The organism is Algibacter sp. YIN40 (genome assembly GCF_057219435.1).
Map to the genome: position 1 here is coordinate 658,721 of NZ_JBXVVC010000002.1, position 22,071 is coordinate 680,791.

Annotated in this window: 17 protein-coding genes and 1 other RNA gene; 7 read left to right on the forward strand and 11 right to left on the reverse strand. The window is 33.6% G+C overall.

Features of this window, described 5'->3' with window-relative positions:
- Position 1 precedes the first annotated feature (1 nt).
- Complete coding sequence (locus tag AC2D6V_RS10670) at positions 2-7,132, reverse strand: HYR-like domain-containing protein (RefSeq protein WP_484648140.1); 7,131 nt, start codon at positions 7,130-7,132, stop codon at positions 2-4.
- A 459-nt stretch (positions 7,133-7,591) separates the two neighbouring features.
- On the opposite strand from AC2D6V_RS10670, the gene AC2D6V_RS10675 reads away from it, so the two are divergent.
- From AC2D6V_RS10675 to AC2D6V_RS10690, 4 genes are all read left to right on the forward strand, one after another.
- Complete coding sequence (locus AC2D6V_RS10675) at positions 7,592-8,086, forward strand: SixA phosphatase family protein (protein ID WP_484648141.1); 495 nt, start codon at positions 7,592-7,594, stop codon at positions 8,084-8,086.
- Between the two features lie 128 nt (positions 8,087-8,214).
- Positions 8,215-10,278 carry a polyphosphate kinase 1 gene (ppk1, locus tag AC2D6V_RS10680; RefSeq protein ID WP_484648143.1) on the forward strand — a complete coding sequence of 688 codons (2,064 nt, stop codon included), beginning with the start codon at positions 8,215-8,217 and terminating at the stop codon, positions 10,276-10,278.
- Position 10,279: 1 nt separating this feature from the next.
- A complete protein-coding gene (locus tag AC2D6V_RS10685; RefSeq protein WP_484648144.1) occupies positions 10,280-11,185 on the forward strand; it encodes a Ppx/GppA phosphatase family protein in 906 nt (301 codons plus the stop codon).
- Between the two features lie 100 nt (positions 11,186-11,285).
- Positions 11,286-11,816 (forward strand): porin family protein, encoded by a 531-nt coding sequence (locus AC2D6V_RS10690; protein ID WP_484648145.1) that lies wholly within the window; start codon positions 11,286-11,288, stop codon positions 11,814-11,816.
- Here the strand turns inward: AC2D6V_RS10690 and AC2D6V_RS10695 are convergent.
- From AC2D6V_RS10695 to AC2D6V_RS10705, 3 genes are read right to left on the reverse strand one after another with little or no spacing between them, the layout of a single operon-like run.
- Entirely contained in the window at positions 11,813-12,394 is a 582-nt protein-coding gene (locus AC2D6V_RS10695) for a MiaE family protein (protein ID WP_484648146.1), read from the reverse strand. The two genes, AC2D6V_RS10690 and AC2D6V_RS10695, sit on opposite strands and share 4 nt — an antisense overlap.
- A gap of 11 nt (positions 12,395-12,405) precedes the next feature.
- Positions 12,406-12,957, reverse strand: a complete 552-nt coding sequence (locus AC2D6V_RS10700) for a hypothetical protein (protein ID WP_484648147.1) — start codon at positions 12,955-12,957, stop codon at positions 12,406-12,408.
- A gap of 10 nt (positions 12,958-12,967) precedes the next feature.
- Positions 12,968-14,698, reverse strand: a complete 1,731-nt coding sequence (locus AC2D6V_RS10705; protein ID WP_484648150.1) for a DNA polymerase III subunit gamma/tau — start codon at positions 14,696-14,698, stop codon at positions 12,968-12,970.
- Positions 14,699-14,831: 133 nt separating this feature from the next.
- Here AC2D6V_RS10705 and rnpB point away from each other — a divergent pair.
- An RNA gene (gene rnpB / locus AC2D6V_RS10710) (RNase P RNA component class A) lies at positions 14,832-15,139 on the forward strand.
- Positions 15,140-15,199: 60 nt separating this feature from the next.
- On the opposite strand, the gene AC2D6V_RS10715 is transcribed toward rnpB, so the two are convergent.
- From AC2D6V_RS10715 to AC2D6V_RS10745, 7 genes are all read right to left on the reverse strand, one after another.
- Positions 15,200-15,952 carry a hypothetical protein gene (locus AC2D6V_RS10715; protein WP_484648151.1) on the reverse strand — a complete coding sequence of 251 codons (753 nt, stop codon included), beginning with the start codon at positions 15,950-15,952 and terminating at the stop codon, positions 15,200-15,202.
- A 28-nt stretch (positions 15,953-15,980) separates the two neighbouring features.
- Positions 15,981-16,511 (reverse strand): nuclear transport factor 2 family protein, encoded by a 531-nt coding sequence (locus AC2D6V_RS10720; protein WP_484648154.1) that lies wholly within the window; start codon positions 16,509-16,511, stop codon positions 15,981-15,983.
- A gap of 33 nt (positions 16,512-16,544) precedes the next feature.
- Entirely contained in the window at positions 16,545-17,069 is a 525-nt protein-coding gene (locus AC2D6V_RS10725) for a nuclear transport factor 2 family protein (RefSeq protein WP_484648155.1), read from the reverse strand.
- Between the two features lie 33 nt (positions 17,070-17,102).
- Positions 17,103-17,630: a nuclear transport factor 2 family protein gene (locus tag AC2D6V_RS10730; protein WP_484648157.1), complete on the reverse strand. Its 528-nt coding sequence runs from the start codon at positions 17,628-17,630 to the stop codon at positions 17,103-17,105.
- Positions 17,631-17,790: 160 nt separating this feature from the next.
- Positions 17,791-18,333 (reverse strand): RsmD family RNA methyltransferase, encoded by a 543-nt coding sequence (locus AC2D6V_RS10735; protein ID WP_484648159.1) that lies wholly within the window; start codon positions 18,331-18,333, stop codon positions 17,791-17,793.
- On the reverse strand, positions 18,333-19,175 hold the full coding sequence (locus tag AC2D6V_RS10740; protein WP_484648161.1) for a DUF3822 family protein: 843 nt from the start codon (positions 19,173-19,175) through the stop codon (positions 18,333-18,335). Before AC2D6V_RS10740 ends, AC2D6V_RS10735 begins: the two co-directional genes overlap by 1 nt.
- Positions 19,138-19,869, reverse strand: coding sequence for a hypothetical protein (locus tag AC2D6V_RS10745; protein ID WP_484648162.1), 732 nt, complete (start codon positions 19,867-19,869; stop codon positions 19,138-19,140). Before AC2D6V_RS10745 ends, AC2D6V_RS10740 begins: the two co-directional genes overlap by 38 nt.
- A gap of 124 nt (positions 19,870-19,993) precedes the next feature.
- On the opposite strand from AC2D6V_RS10745, the gene AC2D6V_RS10750 reads away from it, so the two are divergent.
- Positions 19,994-21,418, forward strand: a complete 1,425-nt coding sequence (locus AC2D6V_RS10750; RefSeq protein WP_484648164.1) for an ATP-dependent DNA helicase — start codon at positions 19,994-19,996, stop codon at positions 21,416-21,418.
- A 19-nt stretch (positions 21,419-21,437) separates the two neighbouring features.
- Positions 21,438-22,013, forward strand: a complete 576-nt coding sequence (locus AC2D6V_RS10755) for a DUF4126 domain-containing protein (RefSeq protein WP_484648166.1) — start codon at positions 21,438-21,440, stop codon at positions 22,011-22,013.
- Positions 22,014-22,071 lie beyond the last annotated feature (58 nt).

Here is a 22,071-nt window from a genome sequence, read left to right on the forward strand (position 1 = left end):
TTTATTTGGTTCCTAAGTAAACTGGTCCGGTAAATGGTTCCAATCCACTATTTTCTAAGATTACTATATAATAATACGTTCCATTTGGTACAGTGTCTGCGTTCCCAATTGATGATTTATGTGCTTGACCTTCCCAGTTACCTTGTCCTTCACCAAGCGTATAGTTATCAGACTCATAGATTAGAGCACCCCAACGGTTAAATATTTTTACGTTGGCAACAAATCCACAGGCTTCAATACCATAGATATCGAAAGACGGATTAAATTGATCTCCATTCGGGGTTACTGCCTTAGCAATAATAACATCTTCAGCGCTACATGGCAATACAATACAGCTTGAATCAATAGTTATTGTTACTTCAGTTGTTTCTAAACAACCTGTTGGACTTATATAGGTGTAACTAAACACATAATCTCCTAATTGATCAGCCAAATTACTTGGATTAAAAATGCTACCATCAAGACTAGGAGTCGATACTCCAGAAATAAATGACCAACTTGCATTTTGATTCGTATTTGTGATGTAATCATTTAAATCAATTTCACCATCATCGTAACATTTGCTGTCGGTTGTAGTTGCCATAAATTCATCGGCAGTAACTGTTATTGTTTGTTGTACAGTAGTTTGATTACCACATGCATCAGTTGCTGTCCATTTTCTAATAATCTCATAGTCTTGAGGTGTATCTTGATTGTATGTAGACACCTCACTTTCACTAATAACTATGTCTATGACTGCAGAACAGTTATCCGTAAATCCAGGAGACACGGCTTCAGGAATACTTGTACAACTTACTGAAATTTCAGTTGGAAGTGCTATCACTGGTATTGGTGATGTTTTATCAACTACAGTGATAGTTTGTACTTTAACTTCTGCAGGATTACCACAGTCATCAGATAAACTCCATGTTCTTGTAATCACCTGCTCATTTGGACAATTTCCATCAGTAATACTATCAGAGAAAGTAGCTTGTAAACCTGAAGAACAATTATCTGCTTCATCAGTTACATCTCCCGTTATTGTTAAATCTAATTCATTGTCTTCACAATTTATAGTAATATCTGCGGGCGCAGTAAATATAGGATTAATTGTATCTTCAATAGTATAGACATAATCCCATGTACCTGTATTACCTGCACAGTCAGTTAAACTGAATGTATAAGTTTTTGTTCCATTACAATCAGGATCATCACTTTGACCCACTAACACACCTGTGATATCATTAGTTCCACAGAAATCTGGAATCACTGGTGCTGCTGGCTCTACTGCATCTGCTAAACAGTCTACAGTTGATCCGCCATTAGCTGGAATGGTAAACATTGGTACATCAATAGTATAGACATAATCCCATGTACCTGTATTACCTGCACAGTCAGTTAAACTGAATGTATAAGTTTTTGTTCCATTACAATCAGGATCATCACTTTGACCCACTAACACACCTGTGATATCATTAGTTCCACAGAAATCTGGAATCACTGGTGCTGCTGGCTCTACTGCATCTGCTAAACAGTCTACAGTTGATCCGCCATTAGCTGGAATGGTAAACATTGGTACATCAATAGTATAGACATAATCCCATGTACCTGTATTACCTGCACAGTCTGTATATGTATACGTATAAATCTTATCGCCCTCACATACTGGATCTGAATTCTCCGTAATTACTGCGGTTATATCATTTCCACAAACATCTGTTACGATTGGTGCTGCAGGTTGAACTGCATCTGCTAAACATTCTACCGTTGATCCTGCATCAGCCGGAACTACTGGTAAACTTGTTACATCAATCGTATATGTATAATTGTAAACCGATATGTTTCCTGCACAGTCTGTATATGTATACGTATAAATCTTATCACCTTCACATACTGGATCTGAATTCTCCGTAATTACTGGAACTATATTATTTCCACAAACATCTGTTACGATTGGTGCATCTGGTTGAACTGCGTCTGAGATACATTCTACCGTTGATCCTGCATCAGCCGAAACTACTGGTAAACTTGTTACATCAATCGTATATGTATAATTGTAAACCGATTCGTTTCCTGCACAGTCTGTATATGTATACGTGTAAATCTTATCGCCTTCACATACTGGATCTGAATTCTCCGTAATTACTGGAACTATATTATTTCCACAAACATCTGTTACGATTGGTGCATCTGGTTGAACTGCGTCTGAGATACATTCTACCGTTGACCCTGCATCAGCCGAAACTACTGGTAAACTTGTTACATCAATTGTATAAGTGTATGTGTATACTGATTCATTTAATGCACAGTCTGTATATGTATACGTGTAAATCTTATCGCCTTCACATACTGGATCTGCATTTGCTGTAATCACTGCTGTAATGGTATTTCCACAAACATCTGTTACTACTGGTGCATCTGGTTGAACTGCATCTGCTAAACATTCTACTGTAATTCCTGCATCAGCCGGAACTACTGGTAAACTTGTTACATCAATTGTATAAGTGTATAACCAATCCGCTGAATTACCAGCACAGTCTGTATAAGAAAAAGTATAAACTTTATTCCCTTCACAGGCTGGATCTGCATTTTCATTCATAACAGGTACCACTTCTATATTATTCGCATCGTAAATGGTTGGTGGTATTGGAACAATTGCTTCTACAATACATTCTATACTACTGCCGTCATTTTCAGGTAATGTAAACGTAGGCAACATAATTGAATATGTATATTTCCAATCATTTGTATTTCCAGCACAATCTATGTACGTAAATGTATATACAATAGAACCCTGACATACTGGTGAATCCGAAACAACAGGCCCTGAAGGTGTTATTGCATTCCCGCAGGCATCATTTACCAGTGGAGGAGTTGGCTCTACTGCTTCTGCTAAATTATTTACTGAACTAAATCCGTCCTCGGGTAAAGTAAAGTCTGGAATGTCGATCGTGTAAACATAACTCCAATCATGGGTGTTAGTCTCACAATCTGTATAGGTATAAATCCAAGTCATCGTTCCATCACATGGAATATCTGACGGTGTAGTTGTCAATACGGGTGTAATCGCATTTCCACAGGCATCATTTACTGATGGTGCTACTGGTTGAACTTGTGCATCTACTAAACAATCAACGGTACTTGCGCCATCTGCTGGTAAAGTAAAGTCTGGAATGTCGATCGTGTAAACATAACTCCAATCATGGGTGTTAGTCTCACAATCTGTATAGGTATAAATCCAAGTCATCGTTCCATCACATGGAATATCTGACGGTGTAGTTGTCAATACGGGTGTAATCGCATTTCCACAGGCATCATTTACTGATGGTGCTACTGGTTGAACTTGTGCATCTACTAAACAATCAACGGTACTTGCGCCATCTGCTGGTAAAGTAAAGTCTGGAATGTCTATCGTGTAAGTATAAGTATAAACAGAAACATTATTTGCACAGTCTGTATATGTATACGTGTAAATCTTATCGCCTTCACAAACTGGATCTGCGTTTTCTGTAATAACCGCTGTAATGTCATTTCCACAAACGTCCGTTACAACTGGTGCTGCAACTTGTACTGCGTCAACTAAACATTCAACTGTATCTGAACCATTTACTGGTACATCTGGTAAGGTTGCTGGAATTATTGTAATTATTTGCTCTACTTCAATTGAATTGTTACAATCATCCGTTACAGAATAAGTTCTTGTAATAACTTCTGGGCAAGAATTTTCATCAGATACATCACTTACAAATGCTACCATAGGGTTAGCAGTACAATTGTCTGCTTCATCTATTACATCTAAAATATCCCATGCAGGTACATTGTCGATACATTCTACATTAATCGGATCTAAATTTGAAGCTGTTGGTGCAGTTGTATCTTCTACAACAATTACTTGATTTCCTGTTGTTGTATTTCCACAAGCATCAGTAGCGGTCCAAACTCTAACAAAAATTTCGCTGTTTTCACATTCATTTAATGCAGGCGTAAGGCAAACACTATTAAATATTACAACACCAAGACCACCATCGTCAGTTATTTTACGACCCCAAAGTCTCCATGTTCCATTCATATCACCTGTAAAGTCATCAAAACTTGACTCAAGTGTAACTGTTAATCCTATAGCTTGACTAACAATATTTTCAGTGTTGATTGTACTAGTTCCTCCATAAGGCTGATAGTCTTCTTCTAAGGCAGAGTAAGTACCATTATTCCATACAGGAGTAGCATCAGAAGAAAAGTTAATATCAAAGTTACCGGTTAAATTACAACTCGCTTCTGAATCACAATAAGGTCCGATTAGAATGACTGCTTGACCATTAGGTGCAATTATCCAAAACTCTGCATTACCTAAAGCTTGGTTTACATCAAAATTAAGAGAAAGACTTTCAATATCATTTGCAGTATAATTTGCAGGTATTTGACTTATATCAAATTCAAATGTACTTCCAGCTGCATTAGCAGCTAGGTTTACTGAACCTTGTGTACCAAAGCAATAGTCATCAATATAAGTTACTGATACTGAAGAATCACAGTTATCGGTTGCAGTTGCCATACCAGTACCAGTAGGTGAACTGTCTTCGTCACATTCAATACTTGCGTTTGCAGGAATGGTTAATATTGGAGCTGTCGAGTCTTGAACTGTTATAGTTTGAGATTTCGTAGAAGTATTTCCACAAGTATCTGTAGCAGTCCAAGTTCTTTTAATACTATATTCGGCTGCACATGAACCAGGTGTTGTTACATCGGCAAATGTTAAGGTCACCGTTGCATCACAAGCATCTGTTGCTGTTGCTATAGCAAATGAAGGTGTTGCAGGACATTCTATTGTTGTCGGACCAGGCAATGCTGCAATTACAGGAGCAGTAGTATCTATAATAGTAAAGGTTGCATCTTGAGTAATAAAGTTATCACATTCATCAGTAAGGGTAAAGGTTACCGTTGCTGTTCCTGTTCCACCACAAAGGTCACTTAGACCTGGATTGTTATTGGTTACTATTGCATCTCCACAAACATCACTTCCTGAGAAGCTTGTTAACCAAGCTGCATATGTTGCTGCATTAGTAGCAGGATCACATTGTACAGTAGTCATATCTGAAGGCGCTGTATCCCATGTTGGTTTTGTAGTATCTATAATAGTAAAGGTTGCATCTTGAGTAATAAAGTTATCACATTCATCAGTAAGGGTAAAGGTTACCGTTGCTGTTCCTGTTCCACCACAAAGGTCACTTAGACCTGGATTGTTATTGGTTACTATTGCATCTCCACAAACATCACTTCCTGAGAAGCTTGTTAACCAAGCTGCATATGTTGCTGCATTAGTAGCAGGATCACATTGTACAGAAGTCATATCCGTAGGCTCATTTGTCCAAACAGGATCTGTAGTATCTATAATAGTAAATGTGGCATCTTTGGTAATATCATTACCACAATCATCAGTCAAGGTAAAAGTTACCGTTGCTGTTCCTGTTCCACCACAAAGGTCACTTGGACCTGGATCGTTATTGGTTACTGTTGCATCTCCACAAACATCAGTTCCTGAGAAGCTTGTTAACCAAGCTGTATATGTTGCTGCATTAGTAGCAGGATCACATTGTACAGTAGTCATATCCGTAGGCTCATTTGTCCAAACAGGATCTGTAGTATCTATAATAGTAAATGTGGCATCTTTGGTAATATCATTACCACAATCATCAGTCAAGGTAAAAGTTACCGTTGCTGTTCCTGTTCCACCACAAAGGTCACTTAGACCTGGATCGTTATTAGTTACTGTTGCATCTCCGCAAACATCAGTTCCTGAGAAGCTTGTTAACCAAGCTGTATATGCTGCTGCATTAGTAGCAGGATCACATTGTACAGAAGTCATATCCGTAGGCTCATTTGTCCAAACAGGATCTGTAGTATCTTGTATTGTAATAACTTGAGTTACTTGAGTGTCATTATTACAATCATCAAAAGCTATAAATGTTCTGGTAAACGTTTTTGCACATGGATTAGTACTATCTACAACACTATCATAATACCCCAAATAAGTAACATCACTTGGATTAGGAAGTGCACTACTTCCACCTTTTAAAAGTAAAAACTTTGCTTTTTCTAATGCTAAGGCATCCGTTGGACCTCCTGCATTTCCAAAATTATATAATAATTCATCCGCAGTATCTGTCAAATCAGTTTCATCACAACCATTAACCGTATAATCTGCCGGGGCAGTAATTGTTGGACCTGTAGTATCCAATAAAATAACCACTTCAACTGGATCACTCTCGCAAGTACTACCTTCAAGTGTTAGTGTTACCCAATAAGATCCATTCTGTAAAGGTATTAGATTAAAAGGAGGTGCTAACTCCGTAGTCATACCAGGATCACTGTACCATCTAGTATTTCCGGCACCCATCACTGTTGCGTCTAGATCTGCAAGTGTTTCAACTGTACACCAAGGGTTTTGTGAAGGTATCATAGGTGCTCCAACATTAAAGCTTATATCAGCTTCAAAACCGTCTTGTGGAGTTGAATTAAAACTACCTGATGCATACGTTGTACTTGGTAAAATTTTTAAACTGGGGCAAACCTCACATTGAGTAATATCATAAATATCAGCTAATGCAATTCTTATTTCCAAAAATTGTCCATGATCGGTAGTATCTGTAAACTCGTCACAAATGTCGGCATTAGGCGAGCCAATTGCCGCTTCAAAAGTTTTTTCATTATCAACCCAACCATTTTCCCAATCAAAAATTGTTACAGGACTTATGTCTCCATTCGATTTAACACCAAAAAAAGCAGCTATATCAGCTCCTTCTCTTCCTGCGTCAATTGCCTCTTGAGTCTGTTCACCATTTGTCAGATCACAATCATTATCAATATATACTGCAAATCCTGCGGCACCACTAGCCTCTCTATCGAACGCAAAATAAATGTAAGGGTCATCATTATCTATTTGATAACTCCCCCAAAAGTTCAAGATTTCTGAAGGTGCAGAATAACCATCATCACCATCAGGGGTATCGGGAGTTCCATATTCATCTAAACATTGGTCACCATCTAAAACTATTGTTTGTGAATAGCTTTCAGTTGACGCAAACAACAATACCAATAAAGTTAATAAACCTGTAAGTGTGATTTTTTTCATATTTGGAAAAGTATTAGTTTTCATAAGCTTGTAGATTTGTATTGACTTTAGCAACTTTTAAATATATAAATGATGGCATAGCTTCATTGCTATCCATGCATGTTTCGTTATTATTAAAAAGTAATGAGGGAAAGACGCCCAATAGGGTCGTCAAGAACTTTGTATGTGAAATTAGATTTGGGGTCATCTTTCAGTTAATAGCTAGAACAAAACAACGTATATGTTATTATTAATTCAAAAAAATATGTTAAATCACTCAAAAAGTCGACAAGAGGTGTTTCTCACACGTTTAATCGGTTAATTTGTATGATTTGCCGACAACAGATTATTAAATCCATTTAATTAAAGGTGCTTTTAATCCATAATTCTTTTAATTTAGTTACTTAAAGTTTATACTTTTATCATTCTAATAAGCAAATAAAATCCTTTTAAACGAGAAAAACAACATTTTATCGATAAAAATTAACTCTTTACCGACATTTTATGAAAACCTTAATTATAATAAGACATGCAAAATCATCTTGGAAACATAATGTAATTGATCATGAAAGACCACTAAATAATCGTGGTGTTTCTGATTCTAAAATGGTATCAAATTACTTCATAAACAAAGGGTTAAACCCTGATAAGGTTATGATTAGTGATTCTAATCGAACCAAGTTAACAGCGGATCAATTCATAAAAGCTCTAAAAATAGACAGTCAAATTATTGAATACAGCCATGAATTATATGATTTTTCTGGTTATAATTTAATTAACACAATTAAAAACTGTAATTATGAAGTAGATAGACTTATGGTTTTCGGGCATAATCATGCTATAACTGCCTTTGTGAACTCATATGGCAATAAATATATAGAGAATGTACCTACCTGTGGTGTGGTAATTATTGAGTTTGAAATTAAAAACTGGAAAGATTTAAAACCTGGTAAAACAATTGATACATTGTTTCCTAGAGATTTAAAACAAAATATATAATTAAAATAATTCTACAATATATATTTATAAGCTGTAATTCATGAAATTTAATTTTCAATAATCAAATACATTTAGACTAAATTTATTCTCAAATACAATATATTTGTGATTCATTAGAATAGATAAGCATGACTCCAAGCCCCGATGCGGACAATACATACATAAATAGAGAGATAAGTTGGTTACAATTTAACGAAAGAGTACTTCAAGAAGCTTCAGATTTAAGTGTTCCATTGATAGAAAGATTACGTTTTTTAGGTATTTTTTCTAATAATTTAGATGAATTTTTTAAAGTAAGGTATGCCACTGTTAAGCGTATTGTGGAAGCAGGTAAAGGTGGTAAAAGTGAGCTTGGTGGTATTAAAGCAAAGGAGTTATTAGAAATAATCACTCAAATTGTTATTAAACAACAAAGTAAAAGTTTAGAAATTTTAAATAATATTAAATCTTGTCTTGAAAAAGAGGATATATATATTATAGATGAAAGTCAAATTGATGCGAATCAGCACGATTTTATTAAAAAATATTTTATTCAAAAGGTAAGCCCCGCATTGGTTACAATAATATTAAATGATGATGTAAGGCTTCCAAATTTAAAAGATAGTGGTGCGTATTTAGCGGTTAAAATGTTTATGGTTGATGATTCAAAACAATTCGCCCTAATAGAAATACCAAAGAATATAAATAGATTTGTCGAGCTACCAAAACAAGGTGATAAGAGTTATATAATAATGATAGACGACCTACTTAGGCATTGTTTGGCTGATATATTTAACATCTTCGACTATAAAAGTGTTTCTGCGCACATGATTAAAATAACACGTGATGCAGAACTTGATTTTGAAAGTGATTTAAGTAAGAGTTTTATTGATAAAATATCTGATAGTGTAAAACACAGGGAAATTGGGGAGCCAGTAAGATTTGTTTATGACAAAACAATAGATGAAGAAACACTACAGTATTTAATGTCAAAAATGGGTATTGAAGATACTGATAGTATTATTCCTGGTGGTCGTTATCATAATAGGAGGGATTATATGAGTTTTCCAAGTTTAGGAAGAACGGATTTACTTTACGACAAAATAGAACCGCTTCCTATAAAAGGATTAAGTTTTGAGGCGAGTATTTTCGAGGCAATTGCCGAGAAGGATTATTTGCTTTATGCACCTTATCAAACATTTTCTTATGTCGTTAAGTTTTTGCGCGAAGCAGCATTAGATCCGAAAGTGAAAACTATAAAAATTACTATTTATCGCTTAGCACAAATATCTCATATCGCTAGTTCATTAATTAATGCTGCTATAAATGGTAAAACCGTGACTGTTTCTATTGAGTTACGAGCGCGATTTGATGAACAAGCCAATATTGACTATGCCCAACAAATGGAAGATGAAGGTGTGAACCTGATTTTTGGTGTTGCTGGATTAAAAGTGCATAGTAAAATGTGCGTAGTCGAAAGAGAAGAAGGTAAAAAGCTAAAACGTTATGGATTTATTAGTACTGGTAACTTCAACGAATCCACCGCAAAAATATATACCGATCACACATTATTCACATCAGATCAAAGTATTTTGAAGGATGTCAATAAAATTTTTAACTTCTTTGAAACTAACTATAAAATTTATAGATATAAGCACCTTATTACTTCGCCACACTATACAGAAAGTGCCGTTCATAAATTGATTGATAAAGAAATTGAAAATGCTAAACTTTATAACAATGGTGTTATTAGGCTTAAAATGAATAGCATTTCCAGCTATAAAATGATTGATAAATTATATGAAGCGAGTAGAGCAGGTGTTAAAATTCAAATGATAGTTAGGGGTATTTGTTGTTTAATTCCTGGCGTTAAAGGCATGAGTGAAAATATTGAAGTTATAAGTGTTGTAGATAAATTTTTGGAGCATTCAAGATTGTATATTTTTGGTAACAATGGAGATTCTATGGTATATATTTCATCTGCTGATTGGATGACTAGAAATATATATAACCGAGTAGAAGTTAGCTGCCCTATATACGATGAAGACATCAAGCAACAAATTATTGATCATTTCAATATTTCTTGGAGCGATAATGTAAAAGCACGTATTTTAAATGCCTCACAGGATAATGCTTATAAAGTTGATAATAACGAAGAAGTAAGATCGCAGTTTGCACTATACGATTATTATCGAAAAAAACTACAAAGCTAATATGCTATCAATAAAAAAATATGCAGCAATCGATATTGGTTCCAATGCAGTACGATTACTTATTTCAAATATTATTGAACAAAAAGGAAAACCAGTTCAATTTAAAAAAAATTCTCTAGTGCGTGTACCAATTCGATTGGGGGCAGATGTTTTTTTAAAGAATAAAATTTCAAAGGAAAACACACAGCGCATACTAGATACTATGCTAGCTTTTAAATTATTAATGAAATCGCACAAAGTAGTTAAATATAAGGCCTGTGCCACATCTGCAATGCGTGAATCATCAAATGGTAAACAAGTTGTAAATTTAGTATTAGAACATGCTGGTTTAAATATAGATGTTATAGGTGGAGAAGAAGAAGCAGCAATTATTGCTGCTACAGATTTGAATAAATATATTGACCCTAATAAAACATATTTATATGTTGATGTTGGGGGTGGAAGTACCGAGTTTACAGTTATTCACAGAGGAAATCAAGTAGCATCTAGGTCGTTTAAAATTGGGACTGTAAGGCTGCTTAACGATATGGTAAAAAAAGAAGATTGGAAGGATTTACAAGCTTGGATAGGTTCTAATGCCAAATCATACCATAAAATTGATGTTATTGGCTCAGGAGGAAATATTAATAAAATCTTTAAAATTTCCGGAAAATCAATGGGAAAACCATTATCATATTTTTACATGACTTCCTATTATAACACGCTTCAAACCTACTCTTATGAAGAGCGTATCACGGAATTAGCACTAAATCAAGATAGGGCAGATGTTATCATTCCTGCTATGCGAATTTACCTTTCTGCAATGAAATGGAGTGGTGCAAAAAATATTTATGTTCCTAAAATTGGATTGGCAGATGGTATTATAAAAAGTATATATTACGATACTGTTTCAAGCAATACACAGTAAAATTCTGCAATTCACCTTTAAAATATATAACTTTTAACAAAAAAAATTATATTCGCTGCATAATTGTTTGCTATTAAACATTAACCCAAACCTATTAATTATGAAAAAAACATTAATCTTAGCTGTACTTGTTGGTTTTTCAACCATTTATGGATTTTCCCAAGACACTAAATACGGAGTACGTGCAGGTCTAAATATATCTAATATAGATTTTGACCCGGACGCAACATTTGTAAATAAGCATAGAAATGGATTTATGATTGGTTTCTTTGGAGAATTTGGTTTATCTAAATCTGTTTTATTCTCTCCAGAACTTCAATTTTCTTCTGAAGGAGGAAAAGACGAAGCCATTAGATTAGATTATTTACAGATTCCATTGTATTTAAAATTTAGATTGAGTGAAAAATTCCATTTAGGTGTTGGTCCTCAAGTAGGAGTTAAAATCCATGAATATGAGGATGGTGTTCGGAATTTTGCTTACTCTGGTGTTGGAGGGATAGAATTTAAAATATCTCATCAATTATTTGTTGATGCAAGATATACTGTAGGACTATCTAATGCTCTAGATGATGATCAAGTTCTTGAGGCTAAGAATTCGAATATTCAATTCGGATTTGGTTTTAAGTTTTAACCATGAATAGCTTCGGTTTTTCCGAGGTTTGATATAATTTCAGATTCATATTCAAGAAGTTGCTGCCATTTGGTGTCAACTTCTTTTTTATTACCATACTTTCTGGCAAAACCTAAAAACATGGTATAATGATTTGCTTCACTAACCATTAGTTTTCTATAAAATTCAGCTAATTCTTTTTCTTCTAATTCTTCTGAAAGCAATCTAAAACGTTCACAACTCCTTGCTTCTATTAAGGCAGCATATAACAAACGATGCACCAATTGTGTTGTTCTACTACCTCCTTTAGGGAAAAACTTGACTAGTTGAACCACATAATCATCACGTCTATCGCGTCCTAAAGTCCAACCACGCTCAATAATTTTATCATGCACCATCTTAAAATGGCTGATTTCTTCTTTCACCAAGGTTACCATTTCTTGAACTAATTCGGTGTATTCTGGAAAACTAACTATTAACGAAATAGCCGTACTTGTTGCCTTTTGTTCGCAAAAAGCATGATCGGTAAGTATCTCTTCTATGTTTTTCTCAACGATGTTCACCCAACGTGGGTCGGTTGGTAATTTAAGTCCTAGCATGCCATTTTAAATTAAACACTTTCTATTGTGTAGTTTCCTGATTTATTTATAATCAGATTATATAAATTCAACTTATTAGGTTTTGGTAGATAAATCATACAAAGAATTACAACATCATCTGTTTTGAGTTCTGAAGATTCATCTAACGATGCGGAAATTATTGCCGATTTAATGTCTAAGTCATTTATTTCATCAAAATGTTTTAAAAAACTAGCATCAACTGGATTATTGAAAATTTCTTTTGAACCTTTTGTTATCGAAACATGAGAAACAAGCTTTCTGAAATAATGTTTATACTTAAGTGAATCTTTATCTTTTTGCTGTAAAACAGCATTATTCATGTCTGTTACAGTTTTTATTTTTACCTGAAAGCCATTTGTTAAAATAGTATCCGTTGTAACTTCTGAATATTCTTCAGGATGAAAATAAATGCTTTCAGAATAAGAGTCTAAGTTCTTATTACCATTAGTATTCGGCGTATCAGTTTTATGTTTTCTATCTCTACCATCGCAACTAATAAATGCGACGGAAACTATTAAAAATAAAGTGATTAATTTTTTCATTTAAAATAACTTAAACATCTAATCCGAAAGTATTTTTTAAGAGTTCTATATTAGGGTTTTTCTCTTTTAGTTTATTGTATTTGTCAGTAGCAGTGTAAGCATATTTTTTTTTCAAAACTTCATTAACACTTATAGAAAGGCTGATGTCGAAGTTGTTCAATGACTTTCTAATGTAACTTAGCAGTTCATATTGTTGACGTTCTAGCTCCACCTTATTCGTTTCATTTGGAAATTCTAAATGTATTGTGCTTTCTTTAACTGTTGGCTTATCAATAGATAAGATAGAAGCCAAATTGTGTTTACCGTTATTCTTTAATTCATCGGTATACTTATTCCAAACTTTTATAAGTTCGCTTTCCGTAAATGGATCTGTTGGCAAATTCTCTTCATCAATAACAACTTCCATTTGCTTTATTTGATGTTCTTTCTTTGCTCTTATACTACTTAGCGATAAGCCTGATGGAGATGTTTTTTCTCGATTTAAAATTATTTTCGGGCGTTCAAGTACTACAACTGGTTCACTAACAGCTATATTTTCTTCCATTTCCTTTTCTTCTGGAGCAGAAGTAGATTCTTCCCTTTTTTGTATTGGGATTTCTGGTTTTACAACTGGAATTGGTGTAATACCTTTGTTGATAAAATAAGAAGGTGGAATTATATAGTTTTTGCTATTTTTTTTTTCTCCATCAAAAGTGATAGAGGCAAGCTGCATGATACATAACTCAACAAGTAAGCGTTGGTTTTTGCTAGTTTTATATTTGAGGTCACAATCGTTGGCTAAATTAATACCATTTAAAAGAAACTCTTGTGATGTCTTTTGCGACTGCTCTAAGTATTTTTGTTTGGTTTGATCGCCTACTTCAAGCAATTCTATTGTCTGTGGTGTTTTGCAAACTAATAAATCTCTAAAGTGAGAAGCTAAACCAGCAATATAATGATGACCATCAAAGCCTTTAGATAATGTATTATTAAACTGAAGTAAAAGTTCAGGAATCTTATTTTCTAATATAAGATCTGTGCTCTTAAAATACGTTTCATAGTCTAAGACGTTTAGATTTTCGGTAACCGCTTTTCTAGTTAAGTTTTTACCAGAAAAACTAACAACACGATCAAAAATTGACAGAGCATCGCGCATAGCACCATCAGCTTTTTGAGCTATTATATGAAGTGCGTCATCTTCTGCTTTAACCTCTTGTTGCTCTGCGATGTATTTTAAATATCCTTTAGCATCTTTTACAGTTATTCGCTTAAAATCAAAAATTTGACAACGTGATAGAATGGTTGGAATAATTTTATGCTTCTCTGTTGTTGCCAAAATAAAAATACAATGCTTTGGCGGTTCTTCTAGAGTTTTAAGAAAAGCATTAAAGGCAGCTTGAGAGAGCATATGTACCTCATCAATAATATAAACTTTGTATTTACCTACTTGCGGCGGAATACGCACCTGATCTGTTAGACTTCTTATATCATCTACAGAATTATTTGAAGCCGCATCTAATTCAAAAATATTAAAAGCAAAATCTTCATCTCCATTTTCTGTACCATCGCTATTTATCATTTTAGCAAGAATACGAGCACAAGTCGTTTTACCAACACCACGAGGACCTGTAAACAATAAGGCTTGTGCTAAATGGTTATTTTGAATGGCATTTAATAATGTATTTGTAATAGCTTGCTGCCCCACAACATCCTTAAATGATTGTGGTCTATATTTTCTAGCCGATACTACAAAGTGTTCCATTAAATATTGAATTGAATTCAGTATTTTTCGATACTAAATTTCTAACATAACAAAGTTAAAAATTCAATTTAGAAATTAGAATTCACGTGATAGAATTTAGCATGAGTTATTAACAATTTATGTACTTTTGCTAGAAGTAAATCGCCTTATCGCTGTTTCGATTTATCGAGATGGAGGAAAGTCCGAACACCATAGTGCAACATAGTGGTTAATGGCCACCAGCCGAGAGGCTAGGAAAAGTGCAACAGAAAGTATGTACAGGTTATGCTGTAGTGAAACCAGGTAAACTCTATGTGGTGCAATGTCATGTATACCAGTGCTTAAAAGCGGCACGCTTGATACTGGAGGGTAGACAGCTAAAGTGTATTGGTAACAATGCATTCAGATAAATGATAAGGGCTCCTTGGAGTACAGAATTCGGCTTATAGATTTACTTAAAAATAATAAACCCTTCTTAAGTTTTAAGAAGGGTTTTAATTAAAAATAAAAGCTTAAACTTTATTATTCTTTTTTAGCTGAATAGGAAAGATCTCTTCTTATTGATCCTGTAACTTCTTCCATTTTAGTTGCATTTGCTAAAACTTTTTGGAATACTTCATAACGTTCTGGACCTAATAGTTCTTCGTTTGCTTTTTCTTTTTGAGCCGCATGTATTTTGCTTTCACTTGACATAGCTACCATATAGAAGTTGTCCATAGAACCAAAACCTGTTCTGTATACTCTATAGTAACTTTTAGAACCTTTCTCTGTAAACATATCTTTAACGGCTTTCATTGCTTCCCAAAGATTTTTTCCGTTTTTAGGGGTATAGTGTATGTAATAAAAACTCCTATTGTCTTGACCTTCCTGAGCTTGCGTAATGCCTTCTGGCATATAGCTAAGTTTCTCGTCTAATGTAATTATATAATTTCCATGAGAGTCGTAACATTTATCGAATTCTTCAAACATCTTACCAAAGTCTTCACCCATAGCTTTGGCCATTTCTGCCATTGGGCGCTTGTCTAAATCTGCAAAATTTTCAATTGGCGTTACATACATATAAGTAAAATCATCAGTTGAAACTGTTAACCAACTTGTATCTGGATTATGCTCTTCACATGCTTCATGGAACTTTTTTGCAATCTTTTCATATTCCATCATCATGGAAGGTTTAACATTGTCTTGATGCACATTATACATTTTTTGTGCATAATTGATATTACCTGCAAAGCATAATGCGACTAGCAGTAATAAGGTCTTTTTAATTGTTTTCATAATTATTATTTTGGGTTAGTCAATTAATTTATTCTGTTGCTTCTGATTCTTCTGCAGCCTCGGCTTCTGCTTTGGCTATAGCTTTTAATGCAGCGTTAATTTCTCCTAGATTGTAAAAGCCATATTCTGCAGCAATTTTACCATCTTTCATAAGGCAAGATAAATGCACTGGTATTTGTAATTCTTGTCCATTGGCGGCTAAAGTACCTTGCCAGTTACCCCAAAAGTTCACCCAGGTTTTATCCTCATTATCTATGATTTGCTCGTAAAATATCATATCCTCACTTTCATCAAAATGATATTTTGATGTGTTTGCAAGCAATCCTTTTAGGGCATCACGAATATCTTCTGGTGTGGCAGAATTTTTCCAAGTGTTATGATACAATTTTGCTGAATCACTATAATTTGTGCGCCAAGCTTCCCAATCTCCATTGTGGTAATCAGCCACTAATTTCTTTACGACATCAATATTTGGAGAAGTAGTTGTAAATCTTTCTGGTTTGTCTTGGCAAGCTACAAATAACAATAGCGCCAGACCTAATAAAAAAAGTTTTTTCATTTTTAAAGTTATTTTGAGTTAGTCAATAAATTATTATTCTGTTGATTCTTCGGCAGCAGCAGCTTCAGTCTTAGCTTCCGCTAAAGAGGCAAATTCTGCATTCATAGCTGTACCATCAAAGTAAACATGTTCTTCAACTATTTTACCTTCAACAAATTGAACAGCTAAATGAACTGGTATTATTATTTCCTTACCGTTTGCACCAATTGTAGCTTTATGAGCTGACCAATAATAAACCCAAGTTTCATCTTCCTTGTCAAGTACCATTTCAATAAATTCTTTATCATGGTTAAATCCATAAGAAGACATGGCACTGGCCATTTCTTGTAGTCCATTTGCTCTTTCGTCTATACTAATAGGTTTTACAGAATTAACAAATACTTTTGCCGTATCAGCAAAATGGCTTTTCCATGTATTCCAATCACCAGCTTCATAGGCTTTTATGCCAGATTTTAAGGTTTCTATTTCAGCCGAATCAGCAAAATAGCGTTGTGGCTTTTGTTCTTGACAAGCCATAAATAAGACTAAAGTAAGTCCTAATAAAAAAAGTTTTTTCATTTTTAAAGTTATTTTGAGTTAGTCAATAAATTATTATTCTTCCGATTCTTCTTCTACTACAGCTGCAGCTGCTTCTTTTGCGGCTTCAATTTCAGCCAAAGCAGTTGTTAAAGGTGCCGAATCCCAATAATTATAAAAATCTACTACTTTGCCATCAATATATCTGCAGGTAATATGCACAGGTATATTAATTTTTTTGTCATTGGCTTTAAGTGTTCCCTGCCATGTAGCCCAATAATTTACCCAAGTTTCATCATCTTTATCGATAACCATTTCTGCAAATGACCCTTTGTCTAAAAATCCATAACTTGAAAAATTTGATGTTATACCGTGTTGACCATTTTTAAATTCTTCTAAAGAGATACCCTTATTAGAATTCACATGAAATTTTGTAGTATCAGCAAAATGGGCACTCCAAGCGTCCCATTCGCCATTTTTATATTGTTCTATGCTTGTTTTAAAGGATGCTATTTCTGCAGATTCAGAAAAATAGCGTTGTGGTTGATTTTGGCAAGCAACAAATAAAATTATTGCCAACCCAAGTAATAAAATTTTTTTCATTGGTTAGTGGTTTTGGTTAATAAATAGCTACCAATAGATAAGAAGGATTTGCACAAAACTAATGTAAACATTGATTTTAGATATGACAGATTTAGGGTGCTATCTTTAAAGGAGACTTCTAAAGTACTTAAAAAAAAGGAAATATAAAATAATTTGTGTATTAAGAAGTATATTTGAAAAAGCTAAAAACGTTACCACCATAGCTTTTAGAGTATTTAAAATGTTCTAAATTAGATAAGTCTGTTTGCTTTGAATGTTCCACTATTAAAATACCATCATCTACTAATAATTCATTCTTAAAAATTAATTCTGGAATTTTATAGAATTGCTCATCTAGTAAGTTATAAGGTGGGTCGGCAAAGATAACATCACTTTTTATAGTCGCTTTTTCTAAATACTTAAACACATCACTTTTAATTGTTTTTATTGGCATCTTAAAAGTTTCAGCAGTTTGGTTGATGAATTTAATGCATCCAAAATCTTGATCGACACATAATATATCTTGAGTCCCGCGTGAGGCAAACTCGTAACTTATATTACCTGTTCCTGCAAAAAGATCTAAAACGGTAATATCATCAAAATAATATTGATTATTTAAAATATTAAATAAGGATTCTTTCGCCATATCGGTTGTTGGGCGAACAGGTAAATTTTTAGGAGCAGTTATTTTTCTGCTTTTGTATAATCCAGATATGATGCGCATTAAAAGCTATTTAGTAAGATGTAATTTGATTTATTAGAAGCAAAATCACCTTCAGGTTTAATAGTACCTAGTCTATTGCTAATTGTAACATGCCTAACGTATTTATAAGCGATGTTGTAGAGCTCATCATCTTTTGTAATATTGCCTAGAAGAATAAGATCGATTGTTTCAGGATTTAACTGTAATTGCTCACAAGTAAAGAGAATGTAATAAATAAAATCTTCTTTAGTACTATATTCAAAAGTATTGTATAATGTTAGTTTTCCTTTATTTAAAACTAATACTTCAAAATGTCCTTTGTCTATATGAACATATATTTTAAGTGCTTCCGCTTTTTTTTCTGCTAATAAAATATTGTCTATTAGAATAGTTGAAAAGTGCTTATAAATAAATGAACCGAATTTTTCGTAGATATAGTTGTTTATATTCACGTAAGGGACATAGACATTAACACTATTATTTATTTCAATATCGTCGAAGGAAATAAAATCTGACTTTAAAATTTTAGAATTGAACTTTAAATAATCTGCTAAGCAGTCTTCTTTAAATAAAGGTTTCGGAACTAATGTGGAAATCTCATTTGTATGAACAACGTTTACCGCGGAAAAATCTTGCTTAAGTTCTTCTTCAGAATCAAAACAATTTTTAAGATTATCCAAAACTTCAAAAGGGTTCAACTTTTTATCAAAGTCAACATGCTTTAGGTAGGAAACACTATTTTCTTTTTTCTGTAGAATACAAAAAGAAAGTCCACTCAAACTAATTTGAATGGACAGTTCTAGATTGTTTAATTTTTTTATCGTATTAGTCGTTTGTGCCATATACTTTTGGCCAGTTTCCATTAGTATTTACTTCATCCATTGAACCTACTTTAAGCGCATCACCATTTACAGCTTCAACAGATACTACTTGATTTTCAGAATTAATTAAATCTTTATCTTGATCGAACAGAATAACAGCTTTCTTTACAGAAGCTTCAAAAACAGGAATTCTAATATCATTTTGTTCTAAGAAGCCTGATTTAAGGGCAAACTTAGCACCTTCTTCACCAACTGGGACGTTCATCATATTTTTGTACCTAGCATCTGCACCAAATAATGAATCTTTTACTGATACAAAATCTAATGTATCAATAATTACAATATCCTTATAAGTTTCAACACCACCAAAACGTTTAGTTAGTTCAACATCTAAAACACTAGAATCACGACGTTGTGTAATAGTAAATTTTGCAGTATCAATAAACTTTACAAGTCCATCAAAATTTCCAGCAAATTTACCAGTTACTTGTCTATGAGCTAATTGCGCATCTCTTATATCTACCAAACTCTCTATTACTTTAGCATAACGTTTATCCTTTTCTTTGTTAAATTGAATAGGCATATATACAGACATAAATGTATTATAGGCTAAAAATCCAATAATAACCCATAGTACAATCATTACTATTGGTCTAAACTTAGAAGGTATAAACTTATCAACTAACCAAACTAAGCCAATTGTTACTGCGATTGCAAGGATAATGTAAAAAATCATATTCGATGTTTTAAAATTAAATTAACGGTTTTAGCAAATCTACAATTTTTTTTTAATCGTAAAAGCATTGCAGGTAAAAATCATTTCTATCTTTGAATTATTTCTAATTTGTTTCGAGTTGTAAATGACGTCATCCGAATTTTATTCCATTATAAAACAACAGTTTCCTTTTGAACCTACACAAAAGCAAGATATTGTATTACAGCAACTTGCGCTATTTATTTTTAGCAAAGACCCTAACAGTTTGTATGTTCTTAAAGGCTATGCAGGTACAGGAAAAACAACAATAGTTGGTTCAATTGTTACAAACTTATGGAAAGCGAAAAAGAGCGCTGTATTAATGGCTCCAACAGGCAGAGCGGCAAAAGTGATATCTAATTATTCAGGAAAAGAGGCATTTACCATTCATAAAAAAATATATTTTCCAAAAAAAGAAAAGGGTGGAGGCGTCAAATTTATTTTGCAACCAAACAAGCATAAAAACACGCTTTTTATTGTTGATGAAGCTTCTATGGTACCTGATACACCAGGGGAATCTAAGTTATTTGAAAACGGATCGTTATTAGACGATTTGATGCAGTACGTGTATTCCGGTCATCAATGTAAACTTCTATTAATTGGTGATACAGCACAACTTCCTCCAGTAAAACTAGATTTAAGCCCCGCTTTAGATGAAAATTTACTGTCTTTAAATTACAATAAAGAAGTTACTAAAATGGAACTTGATGAAGTTGTAAGGCAAGAACAAAACTCTGGTATTCTGGCAAATGCTACACTATTACGAGATGCCATAGCACATGCATTTTATGAGGCTTTTAAATTCGACTTAAAAGGATATAAAGATATTATTAGACTTATTGATGGCTACGAAATTATGGATGCTATTAACGATGCTTATAGTAATTTGGGCAACGAAGAAACAGCCATAATAGTTAGAAGTAATAAGCGTGCTAATATGTACAATCAGCAAATACGAAGTCGTATTTTATTTAATGAAAACGAATTGTCGGCAGGTGATTACTTGATGGTTGTTAAAAACAATTATTTCTGGATTAAACCAACAACTGAGGCAGGTTTTATTGCAAACGGTGATATAATCGAGGTTCTCGAAATTTTTAAAATAGAAGAACTTTATGGTTTTCGCTTCGCGGAAGTAAAAGTACGCATGGTAGATTACCCAAGAATGCGTCCGTTTGAAACGGTACTGTTGTTAGATACAATAGATGCTGAAACACCTTCTTTGCCCTATGATGATTCTAATAGATTATATCAGGAGATTATGAGGGATTTTGAAAATGAAACTAGCAACTATAAAAAATTTTTAAAAGTTAAAGGAAGCAAGCACTTTAATGCTTTGCAAGTGAAATTTTCTTATGCCATAACATGTCATAAATCGCAAGGTGGACAATGGAATACGGTTTTTGTAGAACAACCATATTTACCAAATGGTATTGATAAAGATTATTTAAGATGGTTGTATACGGCAGTTACAAGAGCAAAAGAAAAGTTATATCTTATAGGCTTTAAAGACGATTTTTTTGAGGAATAGTTTTTGATATTTATTAAACATGACAGTAGAAACCATAATTAGTATTTGCCTTGGTGTTGGCTTAGCAGCATCTGTTGGCTTTCGAGTATTTTTACCATTATTTGTGTTAAGTTTAGCTTCCTATTTTGATGTTTGGCAACTTAATGAATCTTGGCAATGGGTAGGGAGCACAACCGCATTGGTTACTTTAGGTGCAGCAACACTGGTAGAGATAGCCGCCTATTTTATCCCTTATATAGATAATTTATTAGATAGTATTGCGGTACCATTAGCAGCATTGGCAGGAACAGCTGTAATGCTTTCAACTGTTGCAGATTTAAGCCCTGTTATTACTTGGTCTTTGGCTATTATTGCGGGTGGAGGTACGGCAGCTGCAATTGCTGGATCATCAAGTACCACACGCTTAGCATCAACAGTAACAACAGGAGGTTTAGCAAATCCTGTAGTTTCTACCATAGAAACTGGCACTGCGGCGGTCATGTCTATAGTGTCAATATTTTTGCCTGTATTAGCAATTGTCCTAGTAATTATTATTCTATTTATAATTTTCAGAATCTTCAAGAAGTTTAAATCCCCTAGAGAACAAAAGCAATAATAATTATACTATTTTTGAAATTAAATAATTAAGCCTTATTATATGATTTTCATATACA